At 66.8% G+C, this 25,441-nt stretch carries 23 protein-coding genes, 1 tRNA gene and 2 pseudogenes; 20 read left to right on the top strand and 6 right to left on the bottom strand.

Translation table 11 applies throughout. The features are described from left to right. Positions 1-21 precede the first annotated feature (21 nt). On the bottom strand, positions 22-981 hold the full coding sequence (gene trxB / locus EJO66_RS02295) for a thioredoxin-disulfide reductase (protein WP_124957310.1): 960 nt from the start codon (positions 979-981) through the stop codon (positions 22-24). Between the two features lie 181 nt (positions 982-1,162). Here trxB and EJO66_RS02290 point away from each other — a divergent pair, with 181 nt between their 5' ends. The 8 genes from EJO66_RS02290 (at position 1,163) to EJO66_RS02255 (ending at position 10,406) form a co-directional block, all read left to right on the top strand. Further along, complete coding sequence (locus EJO66_RS02290) at positions 1,163-1,837, top strand: Crp/Fnr family transcriptional regulator (protein ID WP_018903175.1); 675 nt, start codon at positions 1,163-1,165, stop codon at positions 1,835-1,837. Between the two features lie 94 nt (positions 1,838-1,931). Beyond that, a complete protein-coding gene (locus EJO66_RS02285) occupies positions 1,932-4,331 on the top strand; it encodes a DNA translocase FtsK (RefSeq protein WP_124957309.1) in 2,400 nt (799 codons plus the stop codon). A gap of 152 nt (positions 4,332-4,483) precedes the next feature. Beyond that, positions 4,484-5,116, top strand: coding sequence for an outer membrane lipoprotein periplasmic chaperone LolA (gene lolA / locus EJO66_RS02280; RefSeq protein ID WP_125964554.1), 633 nt, complete (start codon positions 4,484-4,486; stop codon positions 5,114-5,116). 20 nt (positions 5,117-5,136) lie between these two features. Then, the gene (locus tag EJO66_RS02275; protein ID WP_124957307.1) at positions 5,137-6,429 is read left to right on the top strand and encodes a replication-associated recombination protein A; all 1,293 of its coding nucleotides are present in this window, start codon (positions 5,137-5,139) and stop codon (positions 6,427-6,429) included. A gap of 239 nt (positions 6,430-6,668) precedes the next feature. Continuing rightward, a complete protein-coding gene (locus EJO66_RS02270; RefSeq protein WP_124957306.1) occupies positions 6,669-7,598 on the top strand; it encodes a branched-chain amino acid ABC transporter permease in 930 nt (309 codons plus the stop codon). Between the two features lie 13 nt (positions 7,599-7,611). Next, complete coding sequence (locus EJO66_RS02265) at positions 7,612-8,811, top strand: ABC transporter permease subunit (protein WP_124957305.1); 1,200 nt, start codon at positions 7,612-7,614, stop codon at positions 8,809-8,811. Between the two features lie 19 nt (positions 8,812-8,830). Continuing rightward, a complete protein-coding gene (locus tag EJO66_RS02260) occupies positions 8,831-9,604 on the top strand; it encodes an ABC transporter ATP-binding protein (RefSeq protein ID WP_124957304.1) in 774 nt (257 codons plus the stop codon). Between the two features lie 16 nt (positions 9,605-9,620). Beyond that, entirely contained in the window at positions 9,621-10,406 is a 786-nt protein-coding gene (locus EJO66_RS02255; protein WP_124957497.1) for an ABC transporter ATP-binding protein, read from the top strand. Between the two features lie 9 nt (positions 10,407-10,415). Here the strand turns inward: EJO66_RS02255 and EJO66_RS02250 are convergent, their stop codons facing one another. Both EJO66_RS02250 and EJO66_RS02245 read right to left on the bottom strand, forming a co-directional pair. Continuing rightward, entirely contained in the window at positions 10,416-11,390 is a 975-nt protein-coding gene (locus EJO66_RS02250) for a Bug family tripartite tricarboxylate transporter substrate binding protein (protein ID WP_125964553.1), read from the bottom strand. 37 nt (positions 11,391-11,427) lie between these two features. Beyond that, a complete protein-coding gene (locus tag EJO66_RS02245; protein ID WP_124957302.1) occupies positions 11,428-12,492 on the bottom strand; it encodes a CDP-6-deoxy-delta-3,4-glucoseen reductase in 1,065 nt (354 codons plus the stop codon). 55 nt (positions 12,493-12,547) lie between these two features. On the opposite strand from EJO66_RS02245, the gene EJO66_RS02240 reads away from it, so the two are divergent. From EJO66_RS02240 to EJO66_RS33350, 3 genes and pseudogenes are all read left to right on the top strand, one after another. After that, entirely contained in the window at positions 12,548-13,486 is a 939-nt protein-coding gene (locus EJO66_RS02240; RefSeq protein WP_125964552.1) for an SDR family oxidoreductase, read from the top strand. A gap of 4 nt (positions 13,487-13,490) precedes the next feature. After that, positions 13,491-13,595 (top strand): annotated as a pseudogene (locus EJO66_RS33445) (DUF7002 family protein); the annotation flags it as partial. 118 nt (positions 13,596-13,713) lie between these two features. Next, positions 13,714-13,878 (top strand): annotated as a pseudogene (locus EJO66_RS33350) (DUF7002 family protein); the annotation flags it as partial. 86 nt (positions 13,879-13,964) lie between these two features. Here EJO66_RS33350 and EJO66_RS02230 read toward each other — a convergent pair. Then, positions 13,965-14,049 (bottom strand) — tRNA-Leu (locus EJO66_RS02230). A 66-nt stretch (positions 14,050-14,115) separates the two neighbouring features. Here EJO66_RS02230 and cysM point away from each other — a divergent pair. The 3 genes from cysM to EJO66_RS02215 are packed head-to-tail and all read left to right on the top strand — an operon-like array spanning position 14,116 to position 15,822. Continuing rightward, on the top strand, positions 14,116-15,018 hold the full coding sequence (gene cysM, locus EJO66_RS02225; protein ID WP_124957300.1) for a cysteine synthase CysM: 903 nt from the start codon (positions 14,116-14,118) through the stop codon (positions 15,016-15,018). Positions 15,019-15,026: 8 nt separating this feature from the next. Continuing rightward, entirely contained in the window at positions 15,027-15,605 is a 579-nt protein-coding gene (locus EJO66_RS02220; protein ID WP_124957299.1) for an NUDIX hydrolase, read from the top strand. Then, complete coding sequence (locus EJO66_RS02215; RefSeq protein ID WP_124957298.1) at positions 15,595-15,822, top strand: sulfurtransferase TusA family protein; 228 nt, start codon at positions 15,595-15,597, stop codon at positions 15,820-15,822. Before EJO66_RS02220 ends, EJO66_RS02215 begins: the two co-directional genes overlap by 11 nt. A 40-nt stretch (positions 15,823-15,862) precedes the next feature. Here EJO66_RS02215 and galU read toward each other — a convergent pair whose 3' ends face one another. Both galU and EJO66_RS02205 read right to left on the bottom strand, forming a co-directional pair. Next, positions 15,863-16,753 (bottom strand): UTP--glucose-1-phosphate uridylyltransferase GalU, encoded by an 891-nt coding sequence (gene galU, locus EJO66_RS02210; RefSeq protein ID WP_021006023.1) that lies wholly within the window; start codon positions 16,751-16,753, stop codon positions 15,863-15,865. A 109-nt stretch (positions 16,754-16,862) separates the two neighbouring features. After that, on the bottom strand, positions 16,863-19,742 hold the full coding sequence (locus EJO66_RS02205) for a valine--tRNA ligase (protein ID WP_125964551.1): 2,880 nt from the start codon (positions 19,740-19,742) through the stop codon (positions 16,863-16,865). A gap of 107 nt (positions 19,743-19,849) precedes the next feature. Between EJO66_RS02205 and yaaA the strand changes: the two genes are divergently transcribed. The 6 genes from yaaA (at position 19,850) to EJO66_RS02170 (ending at position 25,431) form a co-directional block, all read left to right on the top strand. Next, the gene (yaaA, locus tag EJO66_RS02200; RefSeq protein ID WP_125964550.1) at positions 19,850-20,635 is read left to right on the top strand and encodes a peroxide stress protein YaaA; all 786 of its coding nucleotides are present in this window, start codon (positions 19,850-19,852) and stop codon (positions 20,633-20,635) included. A 156-nt stretch (positions 20,636-20,791) separates the two neighbouring features. Beyond that, on the top strand, positions 20,792-21,631 hold the full coding sequence (locus EJO66_RS02190; RefSeq protein ID WP_124957295.1) for a 2OG-Fe(II) oxygenase: 840 nt from the start codon (positions 20,792-20,794) through the stop codon (positions 21,629-21,631). Positions 21,632-21,650: 19 nt separating this feature from the next. Further along, the gene (locus tag EJO66_RS02185) at positions 21,651-22,550 is read left to right on the top strand and encodes an alpha/beta fold hydrolase (RefSeq protein ID WP_124957294.1); all 900 of its coding nucleotides are present in this window, start codon (positions 21,651-21,653) and stop codon (positions 22,548-22,550) included. Continuing rightward, positions 22,547-23,425: an NADPH-dependent 7-cyano-7-deazaguanine reductase QueF gene (queF, locus tag EJO66_RS02180; protein WP_124957293.1), complete on the top strand. Its 879-nt coding sequence runs from the start codon at positions 22,547-22,549 to the stop codon at positions 23,423-23,425. Before EJO66_RS02185 ends, queF begins: the two co-directional genes overlap by 4 nt. A 114-nt stretch (positions 23,426-23,539) precedes the next feature. After that, positions 23,540-24,445: an SDR family NAD(P)-dependent oxidoreductase gene (locus EJO66_RS02175; RefSeq protein WP_125964549.1), complete on the top strand. Its 906-nt coding sequence runs from the start codon at positions 23,540-23,542 to the stop codon at positions 24,443-24,445. Between the two features lie 95 nt (positions 24,446-24,540). Continuing rightward, a complete protein-coding gene (locus EJO66_RS02170) occupies positions 24,541-25,431 on the top strand; it encodes a LysR family transcriptional regulator (protein ID WP_124957291.1) in 891 nt (296 codons plus the stop codon). Positions 25,432-25,441: the final 10 nt, after the last annotated feature.

Here is a 25,441-nt window from a genome sequence, read left to right as displayed (position 1 = left end):
AGCCCTTTTGGGGCCGCTCGCTTAAAGCGTGCCGTCCTGCTCGAGGAAGCGCTGGGCGTCCAGCGCGGCCATGCAGCCGGTGCCGGCGCTCGTGATGGCCTGGCGGTACACGTTGTCCTGCACGTCGCCGGCGGCAAAGACGCCCGGAATGCTGGTCATCGTGGCAAAGCCCTGCAGGCCCGAGCGGGTCAGGATGTAGTTGTCCTTCATCTCCAGCTGGCCCTGGAAGATGTCGGTGTTGGGGTGGTGCCCGATGGCGATGAAGCAGCCCTTGAGGTCGATCTGCTCGGTGGCGCCGGTCTGCGTGTTCTTGACCCGGATACCCGTCACGCCCGTGTCGTCGCCCAGCACCTGGTCGAGTTCGTTGTGCAGCTTCAGGACGATCTTGCCCTCGGCGACCTTCTCCATGAGCTTGTCGATCAGGATGGGCTCGGCGCGGAACTTGTCGCGGCGATGCACCAGCGTGACCTTGTTCGCGATGTTGGCCAGGTACAGGGCTTCCTCCACGGCGGTGTTGCCGCCGCCGATCACGCACACTTCCTGTTCGCGGTAGAAGAAGCCGTCGCAGGTGGCGCAGGCCGAGACGCCGCGGCCCATGAACTTCTGCTCCGAGTCGAGCCCCAGGTACTTGGCGGAAGCGCCGGTGGCGATGATCAGCGAATCGCAGGTGTAGGTGCCGCTGTCGCCGGTCAGCGTGAACGGGCGCTTGCCGAGGTCGACCTTGTTGATGTGGTCGAAGACGATCTGCGTCTTGAAGCGCTCCGCATGCTCGAGAAAGCGCTGCATCAGGTCAGGGCCCTGCACGCCGTGCACGTCCGCCGGCCAGTTGTCGACCTCGGTGGTCGTCATCAATTGGCCGCCCTGGGCGATGCCCGTGATGAGCAGGGGCTGGAGGTTTGCGCGTGCTGCATAGACGGCGGCGGTGTAGCCGGCCGGGCCGGAGCCCAGAATCAGGACCTTGGCGTGTTGGGGAGCGGACATGAGTGGAAAACCTAGGATTTGCGCTGCTTCAGCGTGTACATTTTCAGGGTGGTAGCGATATATGTGGAGTATCACCGCTCGGTTCAACACCGGGTGCACGGTGTTTTCAATGCGCGCGATTGTAGTAATCCATCGGGCCGACGATGGACGAGCTTGCGCACGCCGTATCAGGGATTGATAAATGTCGATGCTGTCCAATCTTGAGTTGCTGCGGCGCGTTCCGCTGTTTGCCTCGCTCACGTCCTCGCAGTCTGCAAGCATTGCGGATGCGATCATCAAGAAGCGCTTCAAGCGGGCCGAAGTCGTTGTCGAGCAGGGCAAGAAGTCGGACGCGCTCTACATCATCCTGACCGGACGCGCGCGTGTGACGAGCGCCGACAACCGCGGTCGCGAGGTGATCCTTGCCACCCTGCATCCCGGCGACTACATCGGCGAGATGAGCCTGATCGACGACGAGCCCCATTCGGCCACGGTGCGCACCGAGATCCAGTGCGACGTCCTCATGCTGGACCGGGACGCGTTCGCGCGCTGCTTGCCCGAGAACTCCTCGATGGCCTACAACATCATGCGCGGCCTGGTGCAGCGCCTGCGCCATGCCGACCGCAAGATCGAATCGCTCGCGCTGATGGACGTCTATGGGCGCGTGGCGCGCTCGCTGCTCGAGTTCGCGATCGACGATGGGGCTGGCAACCTGAAGGTGCGCGACAAGATCTCGCGCCAGGATCTCGCGAAAATGGTGGGCGCCTCGCGCGAAATGGTGAGCCGCGTGATGAAGGATCTCGAGGAGCGCGGATTTGTCCAGACCCAGGACGACGGCTCCATGATCGTCAAGGACCGGCTCTTGTCCCTGGCTTGAGCCGCCGGGTCCGGCGTTTCAGGCGGCCGCGCCCTTTTGTTGTAGTGTTCAGGCGCCCAGCCGCCGTTTCGAAGGATTGGGTGCCGCGTTTTTCATGACCTATTCGCTCAATACACTTCAATCTTCTTCTGCCGCCGAGGGGCAGCCGGTGCGCATGCGCGCCATGCGCTTCGCCCACGAGATCACGCTGGTGGCGGGCTTTGCGGGGCTCCTGTTCTGGCTGCTGGCCATGCTGAGCTTCACGCCCTCCGATGCGGCCTGGTCGACCTCCGGCACCGGCGGCGAGATCAAGAACTGGGGCGGCCGCATCGGCGCCTGGCTGGCCGACGGCAGCTATTTTTTGGTGGGCTATTCGGTGTGGTGGTGCCTCGCGGCGGGCCTGCGGGCATGGCTCTCGTCGCTGGCCAACTGGCTGCGCGGCGGCGAGGCTGCGCCGGCCGAGCAGCCAGTGCGCGGGCGCTTCAACCGCAGCCGCCTGGCGTTCTGGTTCGGGCTGGTGCTGCTGCTGTGCGCGAGCGCGGTGCTCGAGTGGTCGCGCCTCTACCGGCTCGAGTCCCACCTGCCGGGTTCGGGCGGCGGCGCGCTGGGCTACCTGGTGGGGCCCGCAAGCGTGCGCTGGATGGGCTTTACCGGATCGGCGCTGGTGGCCATTGCGGCCGGCGTGATCGGCTCGGCGCTGGTGTTTCGTTTCTCCTGGAGCCAGATCGCCGAACGCATTGGCGCACGGGCCTATTCGCTGTTCGAGTCGCGCCGCGAAAAGCGCGAGATGGCGGCCGACATCGCCATGGGCAAGCAGGCCGCCCGCGAGCGTGCCGAGGCCGAAGACCTGCCGTTCTCGCGCTCGGCGGCCGGCGGCGAGCCGATGGATGCCGACGGCGACGAAGAACTGCGCATCGAGCCGCGTCCGAAGCGCCGCGCGGCGTCGCCGCCGGTGCAGATCGAGCCCGCGATGACCGAGGTGCCCCGCAGCGACCGCGTCGTCAAGGAGCGCCAGAAGCCGCTCTTCAAGGAACTGCCCGACAGCAAGCTGCCGCAGGTCGACCTGCTCGACGCCGCACAGGCGCGCCAGGAAACGGTCTCGGCCGACACGCTCGAGATGACCTCGCGCATGATCGAGAAAAAGCTCAAGGACTTCGGCGTGGAGGTGCACGTGGTGCTGGCTTCGCCGGGGCCGGTGATCACGCGCTACGAGATCGAGCCGGCCACCGGCGTCAAGGGCTCGCAGATCGTCGGCCTGGCCAAGGACCTGGCGCGCTCGCTCTCGCTGGTGTCGATCCGCGTGGTGGAAACCATTCCGGGCAAGAACTACATGGCGCTCGAGCTGCCGAACGCCAAGCGCCAGTCGATCAAGCTCAGCGAGATCCTCGGCTCGCAGGTCTACAACGAAGGCAAGTCCTTCCTGACGATGGGCCTGGGCAAGGACATCATCGGCAACCCCGTGGTGGCCGACCTTGCAAAGATGCCGCACGTGCTGGTGGCCGGTACCACCGGTTCGGGCAAGTCGGTGGGCATCAACGCGATGATCCTTTCGCTGCTCTACAAGGCCGAGGCACGCGACGTCCGCCTGCTCATGATCGACCCGAAGATGCTCGAAATGTCGGTCTATGAAGGCATTCCGCACCTGCTGGCGCCGGTGGTCACCGACATGCGCCAGGCCGCGCACGGCCTGAACTGGTGCGTGGCCGAGATGGAGCGACGCTACAAGCTCATGAGCAAGCTGGGCGTGCGCAACCTGGCCGGCTACAACACCAAGATCGACGAAGCCAAGGCGCGCGAGGAGTTCATCTACAACCCCTTCAGTCTCACGCCCGACGATCCCGAGCCGCTCAAGCGCGAGCCGCACATCGTGGTGGTGATCGACGAGCTGGCCGACCTGATGATGGTGGTCGGCAAGAAGATCGAAGAACTCATCGCCCGCCTTGCGCAGAAGGCGCGCGCCGCCGGCATCCACCTGATTCTTGCCACGCAGCGGCCCAGCGTCGACGTGATCACCGGTCTCATCAAGGCCAACATTCCCACGCGCATCGCGTTCCAGGTGTCGAGCAAGATCGACAGCCGCACCATCCTCGACCAGATGGGCGCCGAGGCGCTGCTGGGCATGGGCGACATGCTCTACATGCCCAGCGGCACGGGCCTTCCGATTCGCGTGCACGGCGCATTCGTGAGCGACGAGGAAGTGCACCGCGTGGTGGCCTACCTCAAGAGCCAGGGCGAGCCCGACTACATCGAAGGCGTGCTCGAAGGCGGCACGGTCGACGGCGACGGCGACATGCTGGGCGAGGGCGGCGATGCCGAGAAGGACCCGATGTACGACCAGGCGGTCGAGGTGGTGCTGAAGAACCGCAAGGCCAGCATCTCGCTGGTGCAGCGCCACCTGAAGATCGGCTACAACCGCGCGGCGCGGCTGGTGGAAGACATGGAGAAGGCGGGCCTCGTCAGCGCCATGAGCGGCAGCGGCCAGCGCGAGATCCTGGTGCCGGCGCGCGCCGAATAGCCGGCAAATGCCTGCGGACCGCGGCGTTACGCACTGACAGCCACTTTGCAAAAGCTGCAATAACGTTGCAAAACTTCATGAAGCCCCGCACATGGCGCAGCGCGCAGCGGGGTATGGTCATGTCAACGTCATCGCTTTCCGAGGAACTCCAATTGAAAATTCGCCATTGGCTGTTGATCGGCCTCCTGTGTTCCGCCAACGCCTGGGCCGGCGGCCTTGAAAGCCTCGAGACCTTCGTGAAGACGGTCAAGTCGGGCCGTGCCGAGTTCACGCAGACCGTGACGGCGCCGCCGCGCGAAGGGCAGCCCGGCCGCACCAAGACCTCCACCGGCACCTTCGAGTTCCAGCGGCCCGGCAAATTCAAGTTCGACTACCAGAAGCCCTTCGCCCAGAGCATCGTGGCCGACGGCAAGACGCTGTGGCTCTACGACGCCGACCTGAACCAGGTCACGCAGCGCGCCCAGTCGCAGGCGCTGGGCTCGACGCCCGCCGCGCTGATTGCCGCGGCACCCGACCTGCGGGCGCTGCAGGCCGACTTCACGCTCGAGGCCGCGCCCGAGCGCGACGGCCTGCAGTGGGTCAAGGCCACGCCCAAGAACAAGGACGGCCAGCTGCAGAATGTGCAGGTCGGCTTCCAGGGCGACGCTCTGGCCGCGCTCGAGATCCTCGACAGCTTCGGGCAGCGTTCGGTGCTCAAGTTCAGCAAGGTCGAAGTGAATCCGGCACTCCCCGCCAGCGCGTTCGAGTTCAAGGCGCCTGCCGGCGCCGACGTCATCAAGCAATAGCCACCAGACGCACAGCAGGTTTGGCCACCAGTTCGCATCAACCCCTTGCCGAGCGCCTGCGTCCGAAGACGCTCGGCGAGGTCATCGGCCAGCAGCACCTGCTGGGGCCGGGCATGCCGCTGCGCATTGCCTTCGAATCGGGCCAGCCGCATTCCTGCATCCTCTGGGGGCCGCCCGGCACCGGCAAGACGACCATTGCGCGGCTGATGGCCGATGCCTTCGATGCGCAGTTCCTCAGCATCAGCGCCGTGCTTGGCGGGGTCAAGGACATCCGCGAGGCGGTCGAGCGCGCCACCGCGGAGCGCGACGGCCTGGAGCAGCGGCGCACGATCGTCTTCGTCGACGAGGTGCACCGGTTCAACAAGAGCCAGCAGGACGCGTTCCTGCCGCATGTGGAATCGGGTCTGTTCACTTTTATCGGCGCCACCACCGAGAACCCGTCGTTCGAGGTCAACTCGGCGCTGCTTTCGCGCGCGGCCGTGTACGTGCTGCAACCGCTCACCGAGGCCGACCTCAAGCAGATCGTGGCCAAGGCGCAGGCCATCCAGGCGGTGCCGGGCATCGAGGACGCGGCCATCGACCGGCTCGTCGCCTATGCCGACGGCGATGCGCGGCGCCTGCTCAACACGCTCGAGACGCTGGCCGTCGCGGCCCGCGCCGAGAAGCTCGGCCACATCACCGACGAATGGCTGCTGCGCGTGCTCGGCGAACGCATGCGGCGCTACGACAAGGGCGGCGAGCAGTTCTACGACACCATCAGCGCCCTGCACAAATCGGTGCGCGGCAGCGACCCCGACGCCTCGCTCTACTGGTTCGTGCGCATGCTCGACGGCGGTGCCGATCCGCGCTACATGGCGCGCCGGCTGGTGCGCATGGCCAGCGAGGACATCGGACTGGCCGATCCGCGCGCGCTGCGGCTCGCGCTCGACGCCGCCGAGGTGTATGAGCGCCTGGGCACGCCCGAGGGCGAACTCGCGCTGGCCGAGTGCGTGGTCTACCTGGCGATGGCGCCCAAGTCGAACGCCGTCTACGCCGCCTACAACGCCGTGCGCGCGCTCATCAAGAAGGACAGCACGCGTCCCGTGCCGATGCACTTGCGCAACGCACCCACCAAGCTCATGAAGGATCTTGACTATGGCAAGGGGTACCGGTACGCGCACGACGAGGAGGGCGGCTTTGCCGCGGGCGAGCGCTACCTGCCCGATGGCCTGGAGGGCCAGGTTTTCTACCAGCCCGTCGAACGCGGGCTCGAGATCCGCATCGCGGAAAAACTGCGCGAACTGCGCCGCCTGAACGGCCAGCGCGAGGAGTGATACGCCTTTTCACCATGCGCGTACGCCATGCATGACTTCACTCGCATACAGCATGGCGTGAGCGGGTAAACCCCGGGCAAGGCGCACCAAATCGGCGCTGGTGGGTGCTTACAATCCCGCCCACAAATCAGCCAGCGGCACATGTTGGCTGGTTTTTTGCTTATCAAGCCAAGGTGCCAAACCGGTGCCAAGGTGGGTGAACGGCACCCCGCAACGGTGCAACAAATAGGGAACGCGTTATGGAAATATTGCTGCAGCAGATCATCAACGGTCTGGTCCTGGGCAGCATGTATGCCTTGATAGCCTTGGGCTACACCATGGTGTACGGCATCATCAATCTGATCAATTTTGCGCACGGCGAAGTGCTGATGGTGGGGGCGCTCACGAGCTGGACCATCATCGGACTCATGAAGGAATCCATGCCCGGCACGCCCGGCTGGCTGATCCTCATCATCGCGCTGATCATCGCCTGCATCGTTGCAGCCACGCTCAACTTCGTGATCGAGAAGGTCGCCTACCGACCGCTTCGCAACAGCCCCAAGCTCGCACCGCTCATCACGGCCATCGGCATGTCGATCCTGCTGCAGACGCTGGCCATGATCATCTGGAAGCCCACCAACAAGGCCTATCCCAACCTGCTGTCGACCACGCCCATCGAGGTGGGCGGCGCGGTGATCTCGCCCACGCAGGTCATGATCCTGAGCGTCACGGCGTTCTCGCTCGTGGTGCTGATGTGGCTGGTCAACTACACCAAGCTCGGCCGCGCGATGCGCGCCACCGCCGAGAACCCGCGCGTCGCGGCGCTGATGGGCATCCGGCCCGACATGGTCATCTCGGCCACCTTCATCATCGGTGCCGTGCTCGCGGCCATCGCGGGCGTCATGTACGCCTCCAACTACGGCATCGCGCAGCACGCGATGGGCTTCCTGCCCGGCCTCAAGGCCTTCACCGCGGCAGTGTTCGGCGGCATCGGCAACCTGGCCGGCGCGGTGGTCGGCGGCATCCTGCTCGGGCTGATCGAGGCCATCGGCTCCGGCTACATCGGTTCGATCACGGGCGGCGTGCTCGGCAGCAACTACAGCGACATCTTCGCTTTCATCGTGTTGATCGTCATGCTCACGCTGCGGCCTTCGGGCCTGCTCGGCGAGCGCGTGGCGGATCGGGCCTGAGGAGCAGCACACCATGAAAAACAGCAAGAACCTCGCTCTCTACGTTCTCGGGGTCGTCGCCGTGCTCGCGCTGCCGATCTTCCTGCAGAGCCAGGGCAACGCCTGGGTGCGCATCGCCGACATCGCATTGCTCTACGTGATGCTCTCGCTCGGCCTGAACATCGTCGTCGGCTACGCCGGCCTGCTCGACCTGGGCTATGTCGCCTTCTTTGCCGTGGGGGCCTACCTCTTCGCGCTGATGGGCTCGTCGCACCTGTCCGACACCTTCCCGTGGTTCAAGGCCATGTTCCCGAACGGGCTGCACACCTCGCTGCTCATCGTGATACCGCTGGCGCTGGTGGTGGCAGGGGTGCTGGGCGTGATGCTCGGGGCGCCCACGCTCAAGCTGCGCGGCGACTACCTGGCCATCGTGACGCTCGGCTTCGGCGAGATCATCCGGGTGTTCCTGAACAACCTCGACCAGCCGATCAACATCACCAACGGGCCGAAGGGCATCACCGCCATCGACTCCATCAAGTTCTGGGGGCTCGACCTCGGCAAGGCGTGGAAGTTCGACGGCTTCACGATCTCGTCGGTCACGCTCTACTACTACCTGTTCCTTGCGCTGGTCGTCGCCACGATCATCATTTCGCACCGCCTGCAGATGTCGCGCATCGGGCGCGCCTGGATGGCCATCCGCGAAGACGAGATCGCCGCCAAGGCCATGGGCATCAACACCCGCAACATGAAGCTGCTGGCCTTCGGCATGGGCGCGAGCTTCGGCGGCGTGTCGGGCGCCATGTTCGCGGCCTTCCAGGGCTTCGTCTCGCCCGAGTCGTTCAGCCTCATGGAGTCGGTGATGATCGTCGCCATGGTGGTGCTGGGCGGCATCGGCCACCTGCCGGGCGTGATCCTGGGCGCCGTGCTGCTGGCCGCGCTGCCCGAGGTGCTGCGCTACGTGGCTGGTCCGCTGCAGGCCATGACCGACGGCCGTCTCGACGCGTCCATCCTGCGCCAGCTCTTCATCGCGCTGGCCATGATCGTGATCATGCTGGTGCGTCCGCGCGGCCTCTGGCCTTCGCCCGAGCATGGCAAGACATTGCAGCGCAAGGGCGGAGTCGCCCCCGACGCGCCGGTGGCGCCAGGCTCGCTGCAGACCCACGCGCCGGGCATCGAGACGCCCGCCGACGAGCTGCCGGGTGCGGCCTCGCGTCCCATGTCGATCAATCCGTGAGCCGAAGGAAGCCATCAACATGACGACAGACACCATCCTCGACGTCCGCGGAATCTCCAAGCGCTTCGGCGGCCTGCAGGCGCTTTCCGACGTCGGCATCACCATCAAGCGCGGCCAGGTCTATGGCCTCATCGGCCCCAACGGCGCCGGCAAGACCACGTTCTTCAATGTGATCACCGGGCTCTACACGCCCGACAGCGGCAGCTTCGAGCTCGCCGGCAAGCCCTACCAGCCCACGGCCGTGCACGAAGTGGCCAAGGCCGGCATTGCGCGCACCTTCCAGAACATCCGCCTGTTCTCAGAAATGACGGCGCTGGAGAACGTCATGGTGGGGCGCCACATCCGCACCCATTCGGGCGTGTTCGGCGCCATGCTGCGCACCCGTTCGTTCAAGGCCGAGGAAAAGGCCATTGCCGACCGCGCGCAGGAACTGCTCGACTACGTGGGCATTGGCAAGTTCGCCGACTACAAGGCGCGCACGCTGTCGTACGGCGACCAGCGCCGGCTCGAGATTGCGCGCGCGCTGGCCACCGACCCGCAGCTCATCGCGCTCGACGAGCCCGCCGCCGGCATGAACTCGACCGAGAAGGTGCTGCTGCGCGAGCTGATCGACCGCATCCGCAAGGACGACCGGACCATCCTCATCATCGAACACGACGTCAAGCTCATCATGGGCCTGTGCGACCGCGTCACCGTGCTCGACTACGGCAAGCAGATCGCCGAAGGCACGCCCTACGACGTGCAGAAGAACGAGAAGGTGATCGAGGCCTACCTCGGCACCGGAGGACACTGAAATGGCGACGACGACAATGACGAGCGCAGAAGAAACAACGACAGCAACGGCAACTGCAACCCCGCCGAAGACCGCGGCCAATGCCCCCGGCAAGACGCTGCTCAAGGTCAGCGGCCTCAAGGTCGGCTACGGCGGCATCCAGGCGGTGAAAGGCGTGGACTTCGAGGTTCACGAAGGCGAACTGGTGTCGCTGATCGGCTCCAACGGCGCCGGCAAGACGACCACCATGAAGGCAATCACCGGCACGCTGCCGGCGGGTGCCGGCACCATCGAATTCCTGGGCCGCAACATCAAGGGCCGCGGTGCCTGGGACCTGGTGGGCGAGGGCCTCGTGATGGTGCCCGAAGGCCGCGGCGTGTTCACGCGCATGACGATCACCGAGAACCTGCAGATCGGTGCCTACATCCGCAACGACAAGGCCGAGATCGCCAGCGACATGGAGCGCGTGTTCGTGACCTTCCCGCGCCTGCGCGAGCGCAAGGACCAGCTCGCGGGCACCATGTCGGGCGGCGAGCAGCAGATGCTGGCCATGGGCCGTGCGCTCATGGCGCGCCCCAAGGTGCTGCTGCTCGACGAGCCCACCATGGGCCTGTCGCCGATCATGTGCGACAAGATCTTCGAGGTGGTGCAGACCGTGGCCGCGCAAGGCGTGACCATCCTGCTGGTGGAGCAGAACGCCAACCGCGCGCTGCAGCTGGCCGACCGCGGCTACGTGATGGAGTCGGGCCTCATCACGATGACGGGCGACGCCAAGGATCTGCTGAGCGACCCGCGCGTGCGGGCCGCGTACCTGGGCGAATAATCCCCTGGGTCAGTCGACCCTGGCGCCGGTTGCCTTCACGACGGCTTCGTACTTGGAGAGCTCGCTCTTCATGAACGCGCCGAACTGCTCGGGCGAACTGGCGACCGGCTCGGCCAGCAGCGTGGCGAAACGGGTCTTCGTTTCCGGTGCATTCAGCGCCGCCACGAAGGCCTGATTGAGCTTCACGACCACGTCGTGCGGCGTACCGGCCGGTGCCACCAGGCCCCACCAGGTGTCGATCGAGAAGCCCTTGAGCGTGTCGGCCACTGGCGGCAGCTCGGGCATGGCGCTGCTGCGCTGCAAGGTCGTGACCGCAATGGCCTTGAGCTTGCCCGAGCGGATGTTCGGTGCCGCCGTGGCAAGGTTGTCGAAGTTGAAGTCGACCTGGCCCGAGAGCAGCGCCAGCTGCGCCGGATTGCCGCCGTTGTACGGAATGTGCAGCGCGAAGATGCCGGCCTGCTTCTTGAACAGCTCGCCTGCCAGATGGCCGGCACTGCCGTTGCCGCCGCTGCCGTAGTTGAGCTTGGCGGGGTTGGCCTTGGCGTAGCGGATCAGGTCGGGCACGGTGTTGATCTTCAGGCGCTGCGCCGTTTCCGCATTCATCACCAGCACGTTCGGCACGCGCACCATCTGCGTGATGGGCGCGAAGTCGGTCGCCGCGCTGAACGGGATCTTGCTGTAGAGCCACGGATTCACCGCATGGGTGGCGGTGGCCGCAATGCCGATGGTGAGGCCGTCGGGCGCCGCCTTGGCCACGATGTCGGCGCCGATGTTGCCGCCCGCACCCGGCTTGTTGTCGATGATGACAGTGCCCAGGGTGTCCTTCACGCGTTCGGCCAGCATGCGGGCAGTGACGTCGATGGGGCCGCCCGCGGCGTAGGGCACCACGAGGCGGATCGGGCGCTGCTGCTGCGCCGCCGCCTGGCCGGTGGCCAGCAGCGTGACGCTGGCGAGCAGCGCGAGGAGGAAGTGTCTCGTCTTCATTCTTTGATGTCTCGTCTCGGGGGAAGGGGAATCGGGGTCAGGGAAGCGCCTTGTCGGCCTCGGTGGTGAACGCGTCGGCGAAGAATTCTTCGTCGGGCAGGCCGGCCAGCGCCACGTAGTCGTGCCGGGCCGAGTCGACCACGATCGGCGCGCCGCAGGCATACACCTGGTGGCCTGAAAGGTCGGCAAAGTCTTCCAGCACCGCGCGATGCACGAAGCCCGTGCGGCCGGTCCAGTTGTCTTCCGGCGTGGCGTTGGAGATGACCGGCACATAGCGCAGGTTCGGCATCTCCTTCAGCTGCTCGCGCACCCAGGCGTCCATGTAGAGGTCTTCGGGTCGGCGGCCGCCCCAGTAGAGCGTGGCGGCCCGCTCGATGCCCTTGAACTTCATGTGCTCGAGCAGCGCCTTGATGGGCGCAAAGCCGGTGCCCGAGGCCAGCAGGATCATCGGCTTGGCCGAATCCTCGCGCAGGAAGAAGCTGCCGTAGGGGCCTTCGATGCGAAGGATTTCCTTTTCCTTCATGGCGCCGAACACGTGGTCGGTGAACTTGCCGCCCGGCAGATGCCGCAGGTGCAGCTCGATGCCCGTGCCCGGCTCGGCCAGCGTGTGCGGCGCATTGGCCATCGAGTAGCTGCGGCGCGCGCCGTCGCGCAGGATGAATTCCACATACTGGCCTGCATGGAACTGCAGCGGCTCACCGGCCGGCAACTGCAGGCGCACTTTCATCACGTCGTGCGACAGCCGCGTGAGCGCCAGCACCCGCACCGGCATCTTGCGGATCGGCAGGGCGCCGGCCTCGGTGACCTGGCGCGACTCGAGCACCACGTCGCTCTTGGCATGGGCGCAGCAGGTCAGCACGAAGCCCGCCAGCTGCTCTTCGGCGCTCAGCGCCTTGCTCTGGTGCGGACCGAGCTCGACCTCGCCCGAGAGCTTCCTGCACTTGCACGAGCCGCAGGCGCCGTCCTTGCAGCCATAGGGAAGGCCGATGCCCTGGCGGATGCCGGCCGCGAGAATGGTTTCGTCGCCATGCACCACGAAATGACGCCCGCTGGGCTCGACGGTGATGGAAAAGCCCGCTTCATGCGGCGCTGCAACAGTCATCGGTATTCTTCGGCTTGTTTCAGCCTGGGTCTGAAAAGGGAAAGGAACTCGGATTTTGCCTTCAATCAATAGCCCTTCCGGCGCGCTGCCGGCGCGCTTTCGCCGCGAACGCCTGCTGATCGTGGGCTGCGGGGACGTCGGCCAGCGCGTGGCGCGCAGCCTGCGCGGCCGCGTGCAGCTGGTGGCGCTCACTTCATCGAGCGAACGGGTGCCGGCCCTGCGGGCGGCGGGCATCCGCCCGCTCGCGGGCAATCTGGACGATCCGGCCACGCTGCGCCGCCTGGCCGGCGTGGCCACCCGCGTGTTGCATCTGGCGCCACCGGCGCGCGAAGGTGGCGCCGCCTGGTGGCGCGACCAGCGCACCACCGCGCTGGCGCGTGCGCTGCGGCTGCGTTCCGTGCCGCTGGCGTTCGTCTATGGCTCCACCAGCGGCGTCTATGGCGACTGCGGCGGCGCGCGGGTGAGCGAAACGCGCCCCGTGCGGCCCGACACGCCGCGCGCCCACCGCCGCGTGGACGCCGAGCGCGCGGTGCGCTGGCTCGGCCGCAGCGCGGGCGTGCGCGCCAGCATCCTGCGCATCCCGGGCATCTACGCGCCCGACCGCGAAGGCGGCACGCCGCGCCAGCGGCTCGCGCGCGGCACGCCGGTGCTGCGGCGCGAAGACGATGTGTTCACCAGCCACATCCATGCCGACGATCTCGCGCGGGCCTGCGTGGCGGCGCTGTTCAGGGGCCGACCGCAGCGCATCGTGCATGCCTCGGACGACACCGAGCTGCGCATGGGCGACTACATCGATCTGGCGGCCGACCTGTACGGCATGCCGCGCCCCCCGCGCGTGGCGCGCGAGGAAGCCCAGCGCCAGCTGCCGTTGCAGCTGCTGAGCTTCATGGGCGAATCGCGCCGGCTCGACAACACGCGGCTCAAGCGCGAACTGCGCGTGCGGCTCGCGCACCCGACGGTGCACACCGGTTTGCGCGAAGAAGCCGCAGCCTGAAGCCGTGCCGAACCTGCCCGCGAAGGCTTTTCATTTCGTCGACGCCGCCAACTGGCCGGCGGTGCAGCAGCAAGGGCTGTGCAGCACCGAGGAGTTGCTGCGGCGCGGCGCCTTCGGCACCGAAATCGAAGCCGTGGTGCGCGCGCACGCCCCGAGGGCATCACGCTGCCCGACGGCCGCTACATCCGCGACCAGCGTCCCATGCCGCCCTGCGCGGCCGGCCGCAGGTGCTGCTGACTTTCGATGCGCGCGCGCTGGCTGCAGCCCATCAGGCTGTCGCGCACGTTACGCCGTTCAACATCGGAAGTGCCCTGCGCAAGGCCGCACCGCGCGGGCTGCGAACGCTGGTGCCCCTTGCGCAATGGCAGGCGAAGGGATGGGCGTCGGAGGCGCTGCCACAGCAGGCGGTGCGGGCTGCGAGCCATCGGCCGGCCGAGCTGGTGCTGCGTGAGGACAGGCAAGAAAAAAGGGGGAGGGGTGGTGCCCGGGGCCGGAATCGAACCGGCACACCTTTCGGTGGGGGATTTTGAGTCCCCTGCGTCTACCAATTTCACCACCCGGGCACATCCGGAAGGAAGCCCAAAATTATGGCACAGTGGGAAGATGACTTGCCCCCACGCTCATTACCTATGAATTATCCGACGATCGAAGACGCCATCGGCAGGACCCCCCTGGTGGCACTGCAACGCATCGATGCGGCCGAAAACGCCAGGCGCGGCAACGTCATTCTCGGCAAGCTGGAAGGCAACAATCCCGCGGGCTCGGTGAAGGATCGTCCCGCGCTTTCGATGATCAAGCGCGCCGAGGAGCGCGGCGAAATCAAGCCTGGCGACACGCTGATCGAAGCCACCTCGGGCAACACCGGCATCGCGCTGGCCATGGCCGCGGCCATCAAGGGCTACCGCATGGTGCTGATCATGCCCGAGGACCTGTCCGTCGAGCGCGCGCAGACCATGAAGGCCTTCGGCGCCGAGCTGGTGCTCACGCCCAAGAGCGGCGGCATGGAATACGCGCGCGACCTGGCCGAGCAGATGGTGGCGCAGGGCAAGGGCCGGGTGCTCGACCAGTTCGCCAACGCCGACAACCCGCGCATCCACTACGAGACCACCGGCCCCGAGATCTGGGCCGATACCAAGGGCAAGATCACGCATTTCGTGAGCGCCATGGGCACTACCGGCACCATCACCGGCGTCTCGCGCTTCCTGAAGGAAAAGAACCCCGCGGTGCGCATCATCGGCGCGCAGCCGGCCGAAGGCTCGCGCATCCCGGGCATCCGCAAGTGGCCGGCCGAATACCTGCCCAAGATCTACGACCCGAGCCGGGTCGACGAAGAAATCAGCGTGAGCCAGGACAACGCCGAGGAGATGTGCCGGCGCCTTGCGCGCGAAGAAGGCATCTTCGGCGGCATCTCCGCGGCCGGCGCGCTCTGGGTGGCGCTCGAGGTTGCCAAGACCGTCGAGAACGCGACCATCGTGTTCGTGGTGTGCGACCGCGGCGATCGGTATCTCTCGACCGGCGTGTTTCCCGCCTGACAGAAGCCATGGCCCACCCCAAGTTCTGCCAGGCCTGCGCCACGCCGCTCGAATGGATCGCGCTGATGGAAGACGGCGGTCCCAAGGAGCGCCTGCGCTGCCCGTCCTGCGGCCATACGCACTGGAACAACCCCACGCCCGTGCTCGCGGCCATCGTCGAGTACCGCGGGCAGGTGCTGCTGGCGCGAAACGCCGCCTGGCCGGTGAAGATGTACGCGCTGATCACCGGCTTCATGGAAGCCGGCGAAACGCCCGAGGAAGGCATTGCGCGCGAGGTCAAGGAAGAAACCAACCTCGACGTGAGCGCGGCCAAGCTCGTCGGCGCGTACGACTTCCAGCGCATGAACCAGATCATCATCGCCTACCACGTGGTGGCCGATGGCGAGATCAAGCTTTCGCCCGAGCTGCTGGACTACCGCCTCTACGACCTGCCTGACCTCAAGTGCTGGCCCGCGGGCACCGGCTATGCGCTGGCCGACTGGCTGCGCACCCGGGGGCACGAGCCGGTGTTCTTTACCGCGGCTGAGAACGAGGAGCGTCGGCGCGGCTTGAACCTGCCACCCGAGGAGCCGAAGAATGCAGGTTGATCGCGAACTCGACACGCGGGGCCTGAACTGCCCGCTGCCCATTCTCAAGGCAAAGAAATCGCTCAACGACATGGCGAGCGGCCAGCTGCTGAAGGTGGTGTCGACCGACCCGGGTTCGCTGCGCGACTTCCAGGCCTTTGCGCGGCAGACCGGCAACGAACTGGTCGAGCAGCAGACGATCGGCAGCGACTTCGTCCATGTGCTGAAGAGGCGCTGAGCGCCAGAAAAGAGAAAGGCCCCGTCGGGGCCCTTTTTCTTCAGAGCTCCAGGCTCTTGAGGTATTCGCGGAACTGCGCACCGACTTCGGGGTGCGCCAGCGCAAGTTCCACCGTCGCTTGCAGGAAGCCTTCCTTGCTGCCGCAGTCGTAGCGCGTGCCCTTGTAGGCATAGGCGTAGACCGATTCCTTCTTCATCAGCGCCGCGATGCCGTCGGTGAGCTGGATCTCGCCGCCCGCGCCCTTGGGCTGGTTGCGGATCTCGTCGAACACGCCGGGCGTGAGGATGTAGCGGCCCGCCACGCCAAGGCGCGAGGGTGCGACTTCGGGCTTGGGCTTTTCGACCATGCGATCGACCTTCACGAGATCGTCGCCGATGGATTCGCCCGCCACGATGCCGTAGCGCTTGACGTGTTCGAGCGGCACTTCCTGCACCGCGAGCACTGAAGCACCGAGCTTGCCGAAGGCGGCCGTCATCTGCGCGAGCACAGGTGCACCGCCAACGGGGCCGACCATCAGGTCGTCGGCCAGGAGCACGGCGAAGGGTTCGTTGCCCACCAGGTGTTCGGCGCACAGCACCGCATGGCCGAGCCCCAGCATGCGCGGCTGGCGCACATAGGAACAGGTCATGTCGTCGGGCATGACCGAGCGCGCGATGTTGAGCAGTTCGAGCTTGCCGCTGGCCTCGAGCTGGCTCTCGAGTTCGTAGGCGGTGTCGTAGTGGTCTTCGATGGCACGTTTGTTTCGGCCAGTTACGAAAATCATGTCGCGAATGCCCGCCGCGTAGGCTTCCTCAACCGCGTACTGGATGAGTGGCTTGTCGACAACCGGCAGCATTTCCTTGGGCTGCGCCTTGGTGGCGGGCAGAAAGCGGGTGCCGAAACCTGCAACAGGAAATACGGCCTTGCGGATGCGTGTCGAGGGAGTGGGCATGGACAATTTGGGCGTCTGTTCGTTCAGTTGAAGAAGAAGGTTCGATGGATCAACGGCGGCACGGAAATGCCGTCGTTGCCATGCTAAACCTTGCCCAGGCCGGCGTGTGTCAGCCGAGACGCACAAGCTGGTCGCGAAGACGCTCCAGCGTGGTGCTGAAATCGGCCAGGCGCTTGCGCTCCTGTTCGATCACGGCCGGCGGTGCCTTAGCCACAAAGGCTTCATTTCCGAGCTTGCCATTCACCTTGAGGATCTCGCCCTCGATGCGGGCAATTTCCTTGCCGATGCGCGCGCGTTCGGCGGCCTTGTCGATCTCCATGTGCAGGCACAGGCGCGCCGTACCGACCACGGCCACGGGCGCCGCTTCGGCCGCCGCCGACCACGAAGCCTCGTCGTCGAAGACCTTCACTTCCTTCAGCTTGGCCAGTGCCTGCAGCACCGGCGCCGCATCGCGCAGGAAGGCCGCGCCTTCGGCATCGTCGGCCACTGCATAGAGCGGCAGGCGCACCGCGGGCGACACGTTCATTTCGCCGCGCAGCGTGCGGCAGGCATCGACCAGCGCCTTCAGGCGCGCCACATGCGCTTCGGCCGCTTCGTCGATCTTCTCGGGCTGGCTCTTCGGGTAGGCCGCGACCATGATCGATTCGCCCTCGCGTCCGGCGACGGGCGCCACCTTCTGCCAGAGCTCCTCGGTGATGAACGGAATCACCGGATGCGCGAGGCGCAGCAACGCCTCGAGCGTGCGGATCAGCGTGCGGCGCGTGGCGCGCTTCTGTGCATCGTCGCCGGTCTGGATCTGCACCTTGGCGATCTCCAGGTACCAGTCGCAGAACTCGTCCCAGGCGAACTGGTAGATGGCGTTGGCCACGTTGTCGAGCCGGTACTCCTCGAAGCCCTTGGCCACTTCGGCCTCGGCGCGCTGCAGCCGCGATGCGATCCAGAAATCGGCGCGGCTGAACTTCAGGTAGCCGTGCGCCGGGCCGCCGACCTTGCACTCTTCCTTCGTGTGCTCGCGCAGGCCGCAGTCCTGCCCTTCGCAGTTCATCAGCACGAAGCGCGTGGCGTTCCAGAGCTTGTTGCAGAAGTTGCGATAGCCCTCGCAGCGCTTGCTGTCGAAGTTGATGCTGCGGCCGAGCGAGGCGAGCGACGCGAAGGTGAAGCGCAGCGCATCGGCGCCGAAGGCCGGAATGCCTTCGGGAAATTCCTTCTGCGTGTTCTTGCGCACCGCGGGCGCGGTCTCGGGCTTGCGCAGGCCCTGGGTGCGCTTGTCGAGCAGCTCGGGCAGCGCGATGCCGTCGATCAGGTCGACCGGGTCGAGCACGTTGCCTTCGGACTTGCTCATCTTCTTGCCTTGCGCATCGCGCACCAGGCCATGGATGTAGACGTCCTTGAACGGCACCTTGCCGGTGAAGTGCTTGGTCATCATGATCATCCGGGCGACCCAGAAGAAGATGATGTCGTAGCCCGTCACGAGCACGCTCGAGGGCAGGTACAGCTCGAGTTCCTTGGTCTTCTCGGGCCAGCCGAGCGAAGAGAAGGGCACCAGCGCGGACGAATACCAGGTGTCGAGCACGTCTTCGTCGCGGCGAAGCGTCTTGCCCGGCGCCTTGGCCTGTGCCTCGGCCTCGTCGTGCGCCACGTACACCTTGCCGTCTTCGTCGTACCAGGCCGGGATCTGGTGGCCCCACCAGAGCTGGCGCGAGATGGTCCAGTCCTGGATGTTCTCCATCCAGTGGTTGTAGGTGTTGACCCAGTTCTCGGGCACGAAGCGCACCTCGCCCGACTTCACCACGTCGATGGCCTTCTGCGCGATCGACTGGCCGTCGGCGCCGGGCCGTGACATGGCCACGTACCACTGGTCGGTGAGCATCGGCTCGACGATGGCGCCCGAGCGCGCGCAGCGCGGCACCATGAGCTTGTGCTTCTTCACCTCGACCAAAAGGCCGAGCGCATCGAGGTCGGCCACGATGGCCTTGCGCGCCACGAAGCGGTCCATGCCGCGGTACTTCTCGGGCGCGTTGTCGTTGATGGTGGCGTCGAGCGCCAGGATGCCGATCAGCTCGAGCTTGTGGCGCTGGCCGACCGCATAGTCGTTGTAGTCGTGCGCGGGCGTGACCTTGACCACGCCGGTGCCGAATTCCTTGTCGACGTAGTCGTCGGCAATGATGGGAATCAGCCGGTCCACGAGCGGCAGCCGCACCTGCTTGCCGATCAGCTGCCGGTAGCGCTCGTCCTCGGGGTGGACCATCACGGCCGTGTCGCCGAGCATGGTCTCGGGCCGCGTGGTGGCCACCGTGAGCGTGCCGCTGCCGTCTGCCAGCGGGTAGGCGATGTGCCAGAGCGAGCCGTCTTCCTCTTCGCTTTCCACTTCGAGATCGCTCACCGAGGTCTTGAGCACCGGGTCCCAGTTGCCCAGGCGCTTGCCGCGGTAGATCAGGCCTTCCTCGTAGAGCGAGACGAAGGTCTGCGTGACCACCTTCGACAGGTCGTCGTCCATCGTGAAGTATTCGCGGCTCCAGTCGACCGTGTCGCCCATGCGGCGCATCTGGCTGGTGATGGTGTTGCCCGACTTTTCCTTCCATTCCCACACGCGTGCCACGAAGTTCTTGCGGCCCAGGTCATGGCGGCTGATCTTCTGCTCCTGCAGCTGCCGCTCCACCACGATCTGCGTCGCGATGCCCGCATGGTCGGTGCCCGGCACCCAGAGCGTGTTGTCGCCCTTCATGCGGTGGTAGCGCGCGAGGCTGTCCATGATGGTCTGGTTGAACGCATGGCCCATGTGCAGCGTGCCCGTCACATTGGGCGGCGGCAGCTGGATGGCGAACGAATCGGCGCCTTCCTTGGGCTGCTGCGTGCCGCGGAAGCCGGCCTTGGCGTAGCCGCGCTTCTCCCACTCGGGGCCCCAGTGCGCCTCGATGGCGGCGGGTTCGAACGACTTGGAGAGGCTCTCCAGTCCAGGCTGGGCGGAAGGGGTGGTGGGTTCGCTCATGGGAAATGCAGAAGCGGCGCCTTCGGGGGTGCCGTGGGGACAAGATGGGATGGCCGGCGATTTTACCGGGGCCGCCCCGGGGCAGCCCCACCCCACATAATTCCGGGATGCTCTTCCTGCTCTCCCCTGCGAAATCGCTCGACTACGACACCCCCGTTCCTACCGAAATCCCCGCCACCCAACCCTATTTCGAAGCCCCCCGCGGCCCCTCGGCCGAACTGATCAAGCTGCTGCGCGAGAAGTCGCCGCAGCAGATCTCCGAGCTCATGCACCTGTCGGACAAGCTCTCCGCGCTCAACGTGGCGCGCTACCAGGCCTGGTCCGGCAAGAGCACGCCGAAGAACGCCCGCCAGGCCGCCTTCGCGTTCGACGGCGACGTCTACGGCGGGCTCGATGCGCGCTCGCTCACGCCCGCGCAGCTGGACTGGGCGCAGGATCACGTGTGCATCCTGAGCGGCCTCTACGGCCTGCTGCGTCCGCTCGACCTGTTGCAGCCCTACCGGCTGGAGATGGGCACGCCGCTTGCCAATCGGCATGGCAAGGACCTGTATGCCTTCTGGGGCTCGCGCATCGCGGAGCACCTGAACCAGCGGCTGGCGGCGGACCGCACGCCCGTGGTGGTCAATGTGGCCTCGCAGGAGTACTTCCGCTCGGTGGACCGGAAGGCGCTCAAGGCGCGCGTGGTCGAATGCGTGTTCGAGGAATGGAAGGGCGACAAGTACAAGATCGTGAGCTTCTACGCCAAGCGCGCCCGCGGCCTGCTGGCGCGCTGGGCGGTGCTGCACAAGGCGGCCACGCCCAAGGCGCTGGAAAAATTCGATCTCGAAGGTTATGGTTTCGATGCCACGGTGTCGACGGCCGAAAGGCTGGTGTTCAGAAGGAAACTAGGATGACCCCCAGTCTTCGCGCACTTCGTGTCGCTGCGCCAACCCCCTTCCAGGGGGCAACACCGGCGGCCCGGCAAAGCCGGATCCGCGGTGTTCCTGGAAGGGGCCGTGGCGGTTTCATGCCTTGCGGGGCCCGCTTCAGCATGGAGGAGTACTGAAGAAATGTCTCAACCGATCAGTCCGGAGCTCCGGGAATGGCTGGTGTCGCAGCTTGCGGCAGGGCATTCGGTGCCCGCGCTGCGCGCCTCGATGCGCGCGGCCGGGTGGCAGGATGCGGCCACCGACCTTGCGCTGGCGCAGCTCGAGGCCGGCTTTCCCCACGTGGAAGTGGCCAGGCCGCGGCGCACCGAGATGCCCGGCCCCGACCTCGAAGGCGCGCCGCTCTACATCGACGCGGGCGACCGCCGCGTGCAGGTGCTGCAGACCATGCGGCATCCGCGCGTCGTCGTGTTCGGCAACCTGGTGTCGCCGGATGAGTGCGAAGGGCTGATCGCCGCGGCGCGGGTGCGGCTGGCGCGCTCGCTCACGGTCGAGACGCGCACCGGCGGCGAGGTGCTCAACGTCGACCGCACCAGCGAAGGCATGTTCTTCGAGCGCGGCGAGAACGACATCGTCGCGCGCCTCGAGCAACGCATTGCCGCGCTGCTGCGCTGGCCGGTGGAGTTTGGCGAAGGCCTGCAGATCCTGCGCTATGCGCCCGGCGCCCAGTACCGTCCGCACTACGACTACTTCGATCCCGGCGAGCCCGGCACGCCCACCATCCTCAAGCGCGGCGGCCAGCGCGTGGCCACGCTCGTGATGTACCTGCAGGAGCCCGGGCAGGGCGGCGCCACCACCTTCCCCGACGTGGGCCTGGAAGTGGCGCCCGTGCGCGGCACCGGCGTGTTCTTCAGCTACGAGGAACCCGACCCCGCCACCCGCACGCTGCATGGCGGCGCACCCGTGCTCGCAGGCGAGAAGTGGGTGGCCACCAAGTGGCTGCGCGAACGCGAATTCAAATAAACAAACAGACAGGAGCGCCATGAAGCTGCTGGCCAACGGATTGCAGATCGAGGTCGACGACACCGGCGGCGAAGGCCGCCCGGTGGCCCTGCTCATCATGGGCCTGGGCATGCAGCTGGTGGGCTGGCCGCAGGACTTCGTGCAGGCGCTGGTCGATGCGGGCTTTCGCGTGGTGCGCCACGACAACCGCGACATCGGCCTGAGCCAGGGCTTCGACCATGCGGGCACCGGCAACATCGTGTGGGAGAGCATCCGCCAGCGCCTAGGCCTGCAGGTGCGCTCGGCCTACACCTTGCAGGACATGGCGCGCGATTCGCTGGGCGTGCTCGACGCATTGGGCATCAAGCAGGCGCACGTCATCGGCGCCTCGATGGGCGGCATGATCGCGCAGCACCTGGCCGCCGAAGCGCCCGATCGCGTGGCCAGCCTCGTGAGCATCATGAGCTCCAGCGGCGCACGCGGCCTGCCCGGACCGCGCAGCGACGTGGCCGCCATGCTGCTGCGCCGGCCGCTGGGCGGCGGCGAGGCCGAGCTGGTGGCGCACAGCATCCGGCTGCTCAGGATCATCCAGAGCCCTGCCTATCCGCAGAGCACCGAGGCGCTGGCCGAGCGCCTCCGCTTCAGCATGCGCCGCGCCTACCGCCCGGCCGGCATGTTCCGCCAGATGCTCGCCATTGGCGCCGACGCGCGCCGCCCCGAGGTGCTGCCGCGCATCAAGTGCCCGACGCTGGTGCTGCACGGTGAAGCCGATGCGCTGGTGCCGATGGCCTGCGGGCTGGACACCGCCAAGCGCATTCCGGGCGCGAAGTTCGTCAGCATTCCCGGCATGGGCCACGATTTGCCGCCCGAGATCTGCGCCATCCTCGCCCACCACATCGCGCCGTTCCTGCACGCGGCCGAAGAACATCACAAGCCATGAGCCTGGACAACATTCCCCCCACCAACCCCAACACGCCCGAGCAGTCGCAGCTGGGCCGCGCCTCGGCCTATGCCGACCGGTACGACCCGACCCTGCTCTTTCCGATTGCGCGCAGCACCCAGCGCGAAGCCATGGGCATCGCCGCCGGCGCGCTGCCCTTCTTCGGCGCCGATCTCTGGACCGCCTTCGAGGTGAGCTGGCTCAACCTGCGCGGCAAGCCGCAACTGGCCATCGCGCACTTCACCATCCCCTGCGAAACGCCCAACATCATCGAGAGCAAGTCGTTCAAGCTGTACCTCAACAGCTTCAACAGCAGCGCCTTCGCGAGCGCCGAGGCCGTGCGCGACCGCCTGCGCACCGACCTGTCCGAGGCGCTCTGGCGCGGCAGCGACCAATCGGCCGGCATCGGCGTGAAGCTGCTGGCACCCGACATGTTCGACCGCGAGCCGGTGCACGAGCTCGACGGCCTGGACCTCGACCGGCTCGACATCGAGTGCACCCACTACCAGCCCGCGCCCGAGCTGCTGTCGAGCGACAGCACCCAGCCGCCGGTGAACGAAACGCTCACCAGCCGCCTGCTCAAGAGCAACTGCCTCGTCACCGGCCAGCCCGACTGGGGCAGCGTGCAGATCCGCTACAGCGGCCCGGCCATCGACCAGGCCGGCCTGCTCGCGTACATCGTGAGTTTTCGCAACCACAACGAGTTCCACGAACCCTGCGTGGAGCGCATGTTCACCGACATCTGGCGCCGCTGCCAGCCCCACAAGCTCGCGGTGTATGCGCGCTACACGCGGCGCGGCGGACTCGACATCAATCCGTTCCGCACCAGCTGGCCGCAGGCGCTGCCGCCGAACGTCCGCACCGCGCGGCAATAAGGGAAGAGGGCGCCGCCGAAGCCCCTCTTCGGAAATCCGGAACCCGCAGCCCGGGCCCTGTGGCATTCTGGAACTGCCCGCGACACTGCGGGCGGCTATCCGGAGCAGACACACATGGTTGAAGGAAAAGTAGTCGTCGTCACCGGCGCGGGCGGCGGCATCGGGCGCGACATCGCGCTGGCCATGGCGAGCCATGGCGCGAAGGTGGTGGTGAACGACATCGGTGCGGCCCTTGATGGTGCGGGCGGCAGCGCCGGCCCCGCGCAGCAGGTGGTCGACGAGATCCGCGCCGCGGGCGGACAGGCCGTGCCCAATACCGACAGCGTGGCCGATGCGGCCAGCGCGGCGCGCATCGTCGAATGCGCGGTCGAGAGCTTCGGGCGCATCGATGCGGTGGTCAACAACGCCGGCATCCTGCGCGACCGGTTCTTCCACAAGATGTCGGTCGACGAGTGGGACGCCGTGCTCAAGGTGCACCTGTACGGCGCCTACTACGTGAGCCGCGCGGCCGCCACGCACTTCAAGGAGCAGAACTCGGGCGCGATGGTGCACATGACCTCGACCTCCGGCCTCATCGGCAACTACGGCCAGGCCAACTACGCAGCGGCCAAGCTCGGCATCGTGGCGCTGTCGAAGTCGATCGCGCTCGACATGCTCAAGTTCAACGTGCGCTCCAACTGCATTGCGCCCTTCGCGTGGAGCCGCATGATCGGCGCCATTCCCACCGACACCGACGAGCAGCGCGCCCGTGTCGACAAGATCAAGCAGATGACGCCGGCCAAGGTGGCGCCGCTCGCGGTGTACCTGGCGAGCGATGCGGCCGGCGCGGTCAACGGCCAGATCTTCTCGGTGCGCAACAACGAGATCTCGCTCATCAGCCAGCCGCGGCCGGTGCGCTCCATCCACCGCTCCGAAGGCTGGACCCCGCAGAGCATTGCCGAGCACGCGATGCCCGCCATGCACGCGAGCTTCCATCCGCTGGACCGCTCGGCCGACGTGTTCAGCTGGGACCCGGTCTGAGCGGGCCCGCTCCTGAGGTCAAACCCTGAGGCCGGCGCGCGCAGCGCCATTCGCCGGACAATGCACGCTTCTTTCCCTTCTGGCGCGCTTGTCCGGTGAACCTGCATTTCGACCTGTTCGACCTGAAACTGTTCGTCTACGTGGCGGACGCGCGCAGCCTCACGCGCGGCGCCGAGAAGGCCTGCATCTCGCTGGCAGCCGCGTCCACCCGCATCAAGCAGATGGAAGAGGCCGTGGGCGGCAAGCTCTTGCACCGCAGCGCGCAGGGCGTGAGCCTCACGGCGGCCGGGCAGGCGGTGCTCTACCACGCCAAGCGCGTGATGCAGCAGATGGAGCACCTGCGCTGCGACATGCAGGACTTCGGCAAGGGCATCAAGGGCCATGTGCGCGTGTTCGCCAACACCACCTCCATCACCGAATACCTGCCGCAGAAGCTGGCCGGCTTTCTCACCCAGCATCCCGCGGTGCAGGTGGACCTGCGCGAATACCTGAGCGAGGAGATCGTGCGCGCCGTGGCCGATGGCGAGGCCGACATCGGCATCCTGGCTGGCGACGTGCACACCGGCGAGCTCGACGCGCGCCCCTTCGGCCGCAACCAGCTGGTGCTGGTGGTGCCTGCCGCGCACCACCTGGCGGGTGCGCCCTCGGTGGCCTTTGCCGACACGCTCGACGAGCAGCACGTGGGCCTGCACCATGGCAGCGCCATCCACCGCTTTCTGCAGCGCCGCGCCGAGCTGGCCGGCCGCGGCTTCAACCCGCGCATCCAGGTCAGCAGCTTCGAGGCGATCTGCCTGATGATCGAGGCGGGCGTGGGGGTGGGCGTGCTGCCGGCCTCGTCGGCGCAGCGGCTGTCGATGGCGATGCGCATCGCGACCGTGGCGCTCAGCGATGCCTGGGCCGAGCGCGAGCTCAAGCTCATCGCGCGCAGCCGCGAGCAGCTGCCGGCCTCGGCGCGCGAGCTGTTCGACCACCTCGTTGCGCCCTGAAGAGGGCGCG

Origin of the sequence: Variovorax beijingensis (genome assembly GCF_003951285.1) — a bacterium.
In the GTDB taxonomy this organism is placed as follows: Bacteria; Pseudomonadota; Gammaproteobacteria; order Burkholderiales; family Burkholderiaceae_C; genus Variovorax; species Variovorax beijingensis.
Note: the sequence above shows the minus strand (reverse complement) of the source record. Positions and strands in the feature narration are given on the sequence as shown.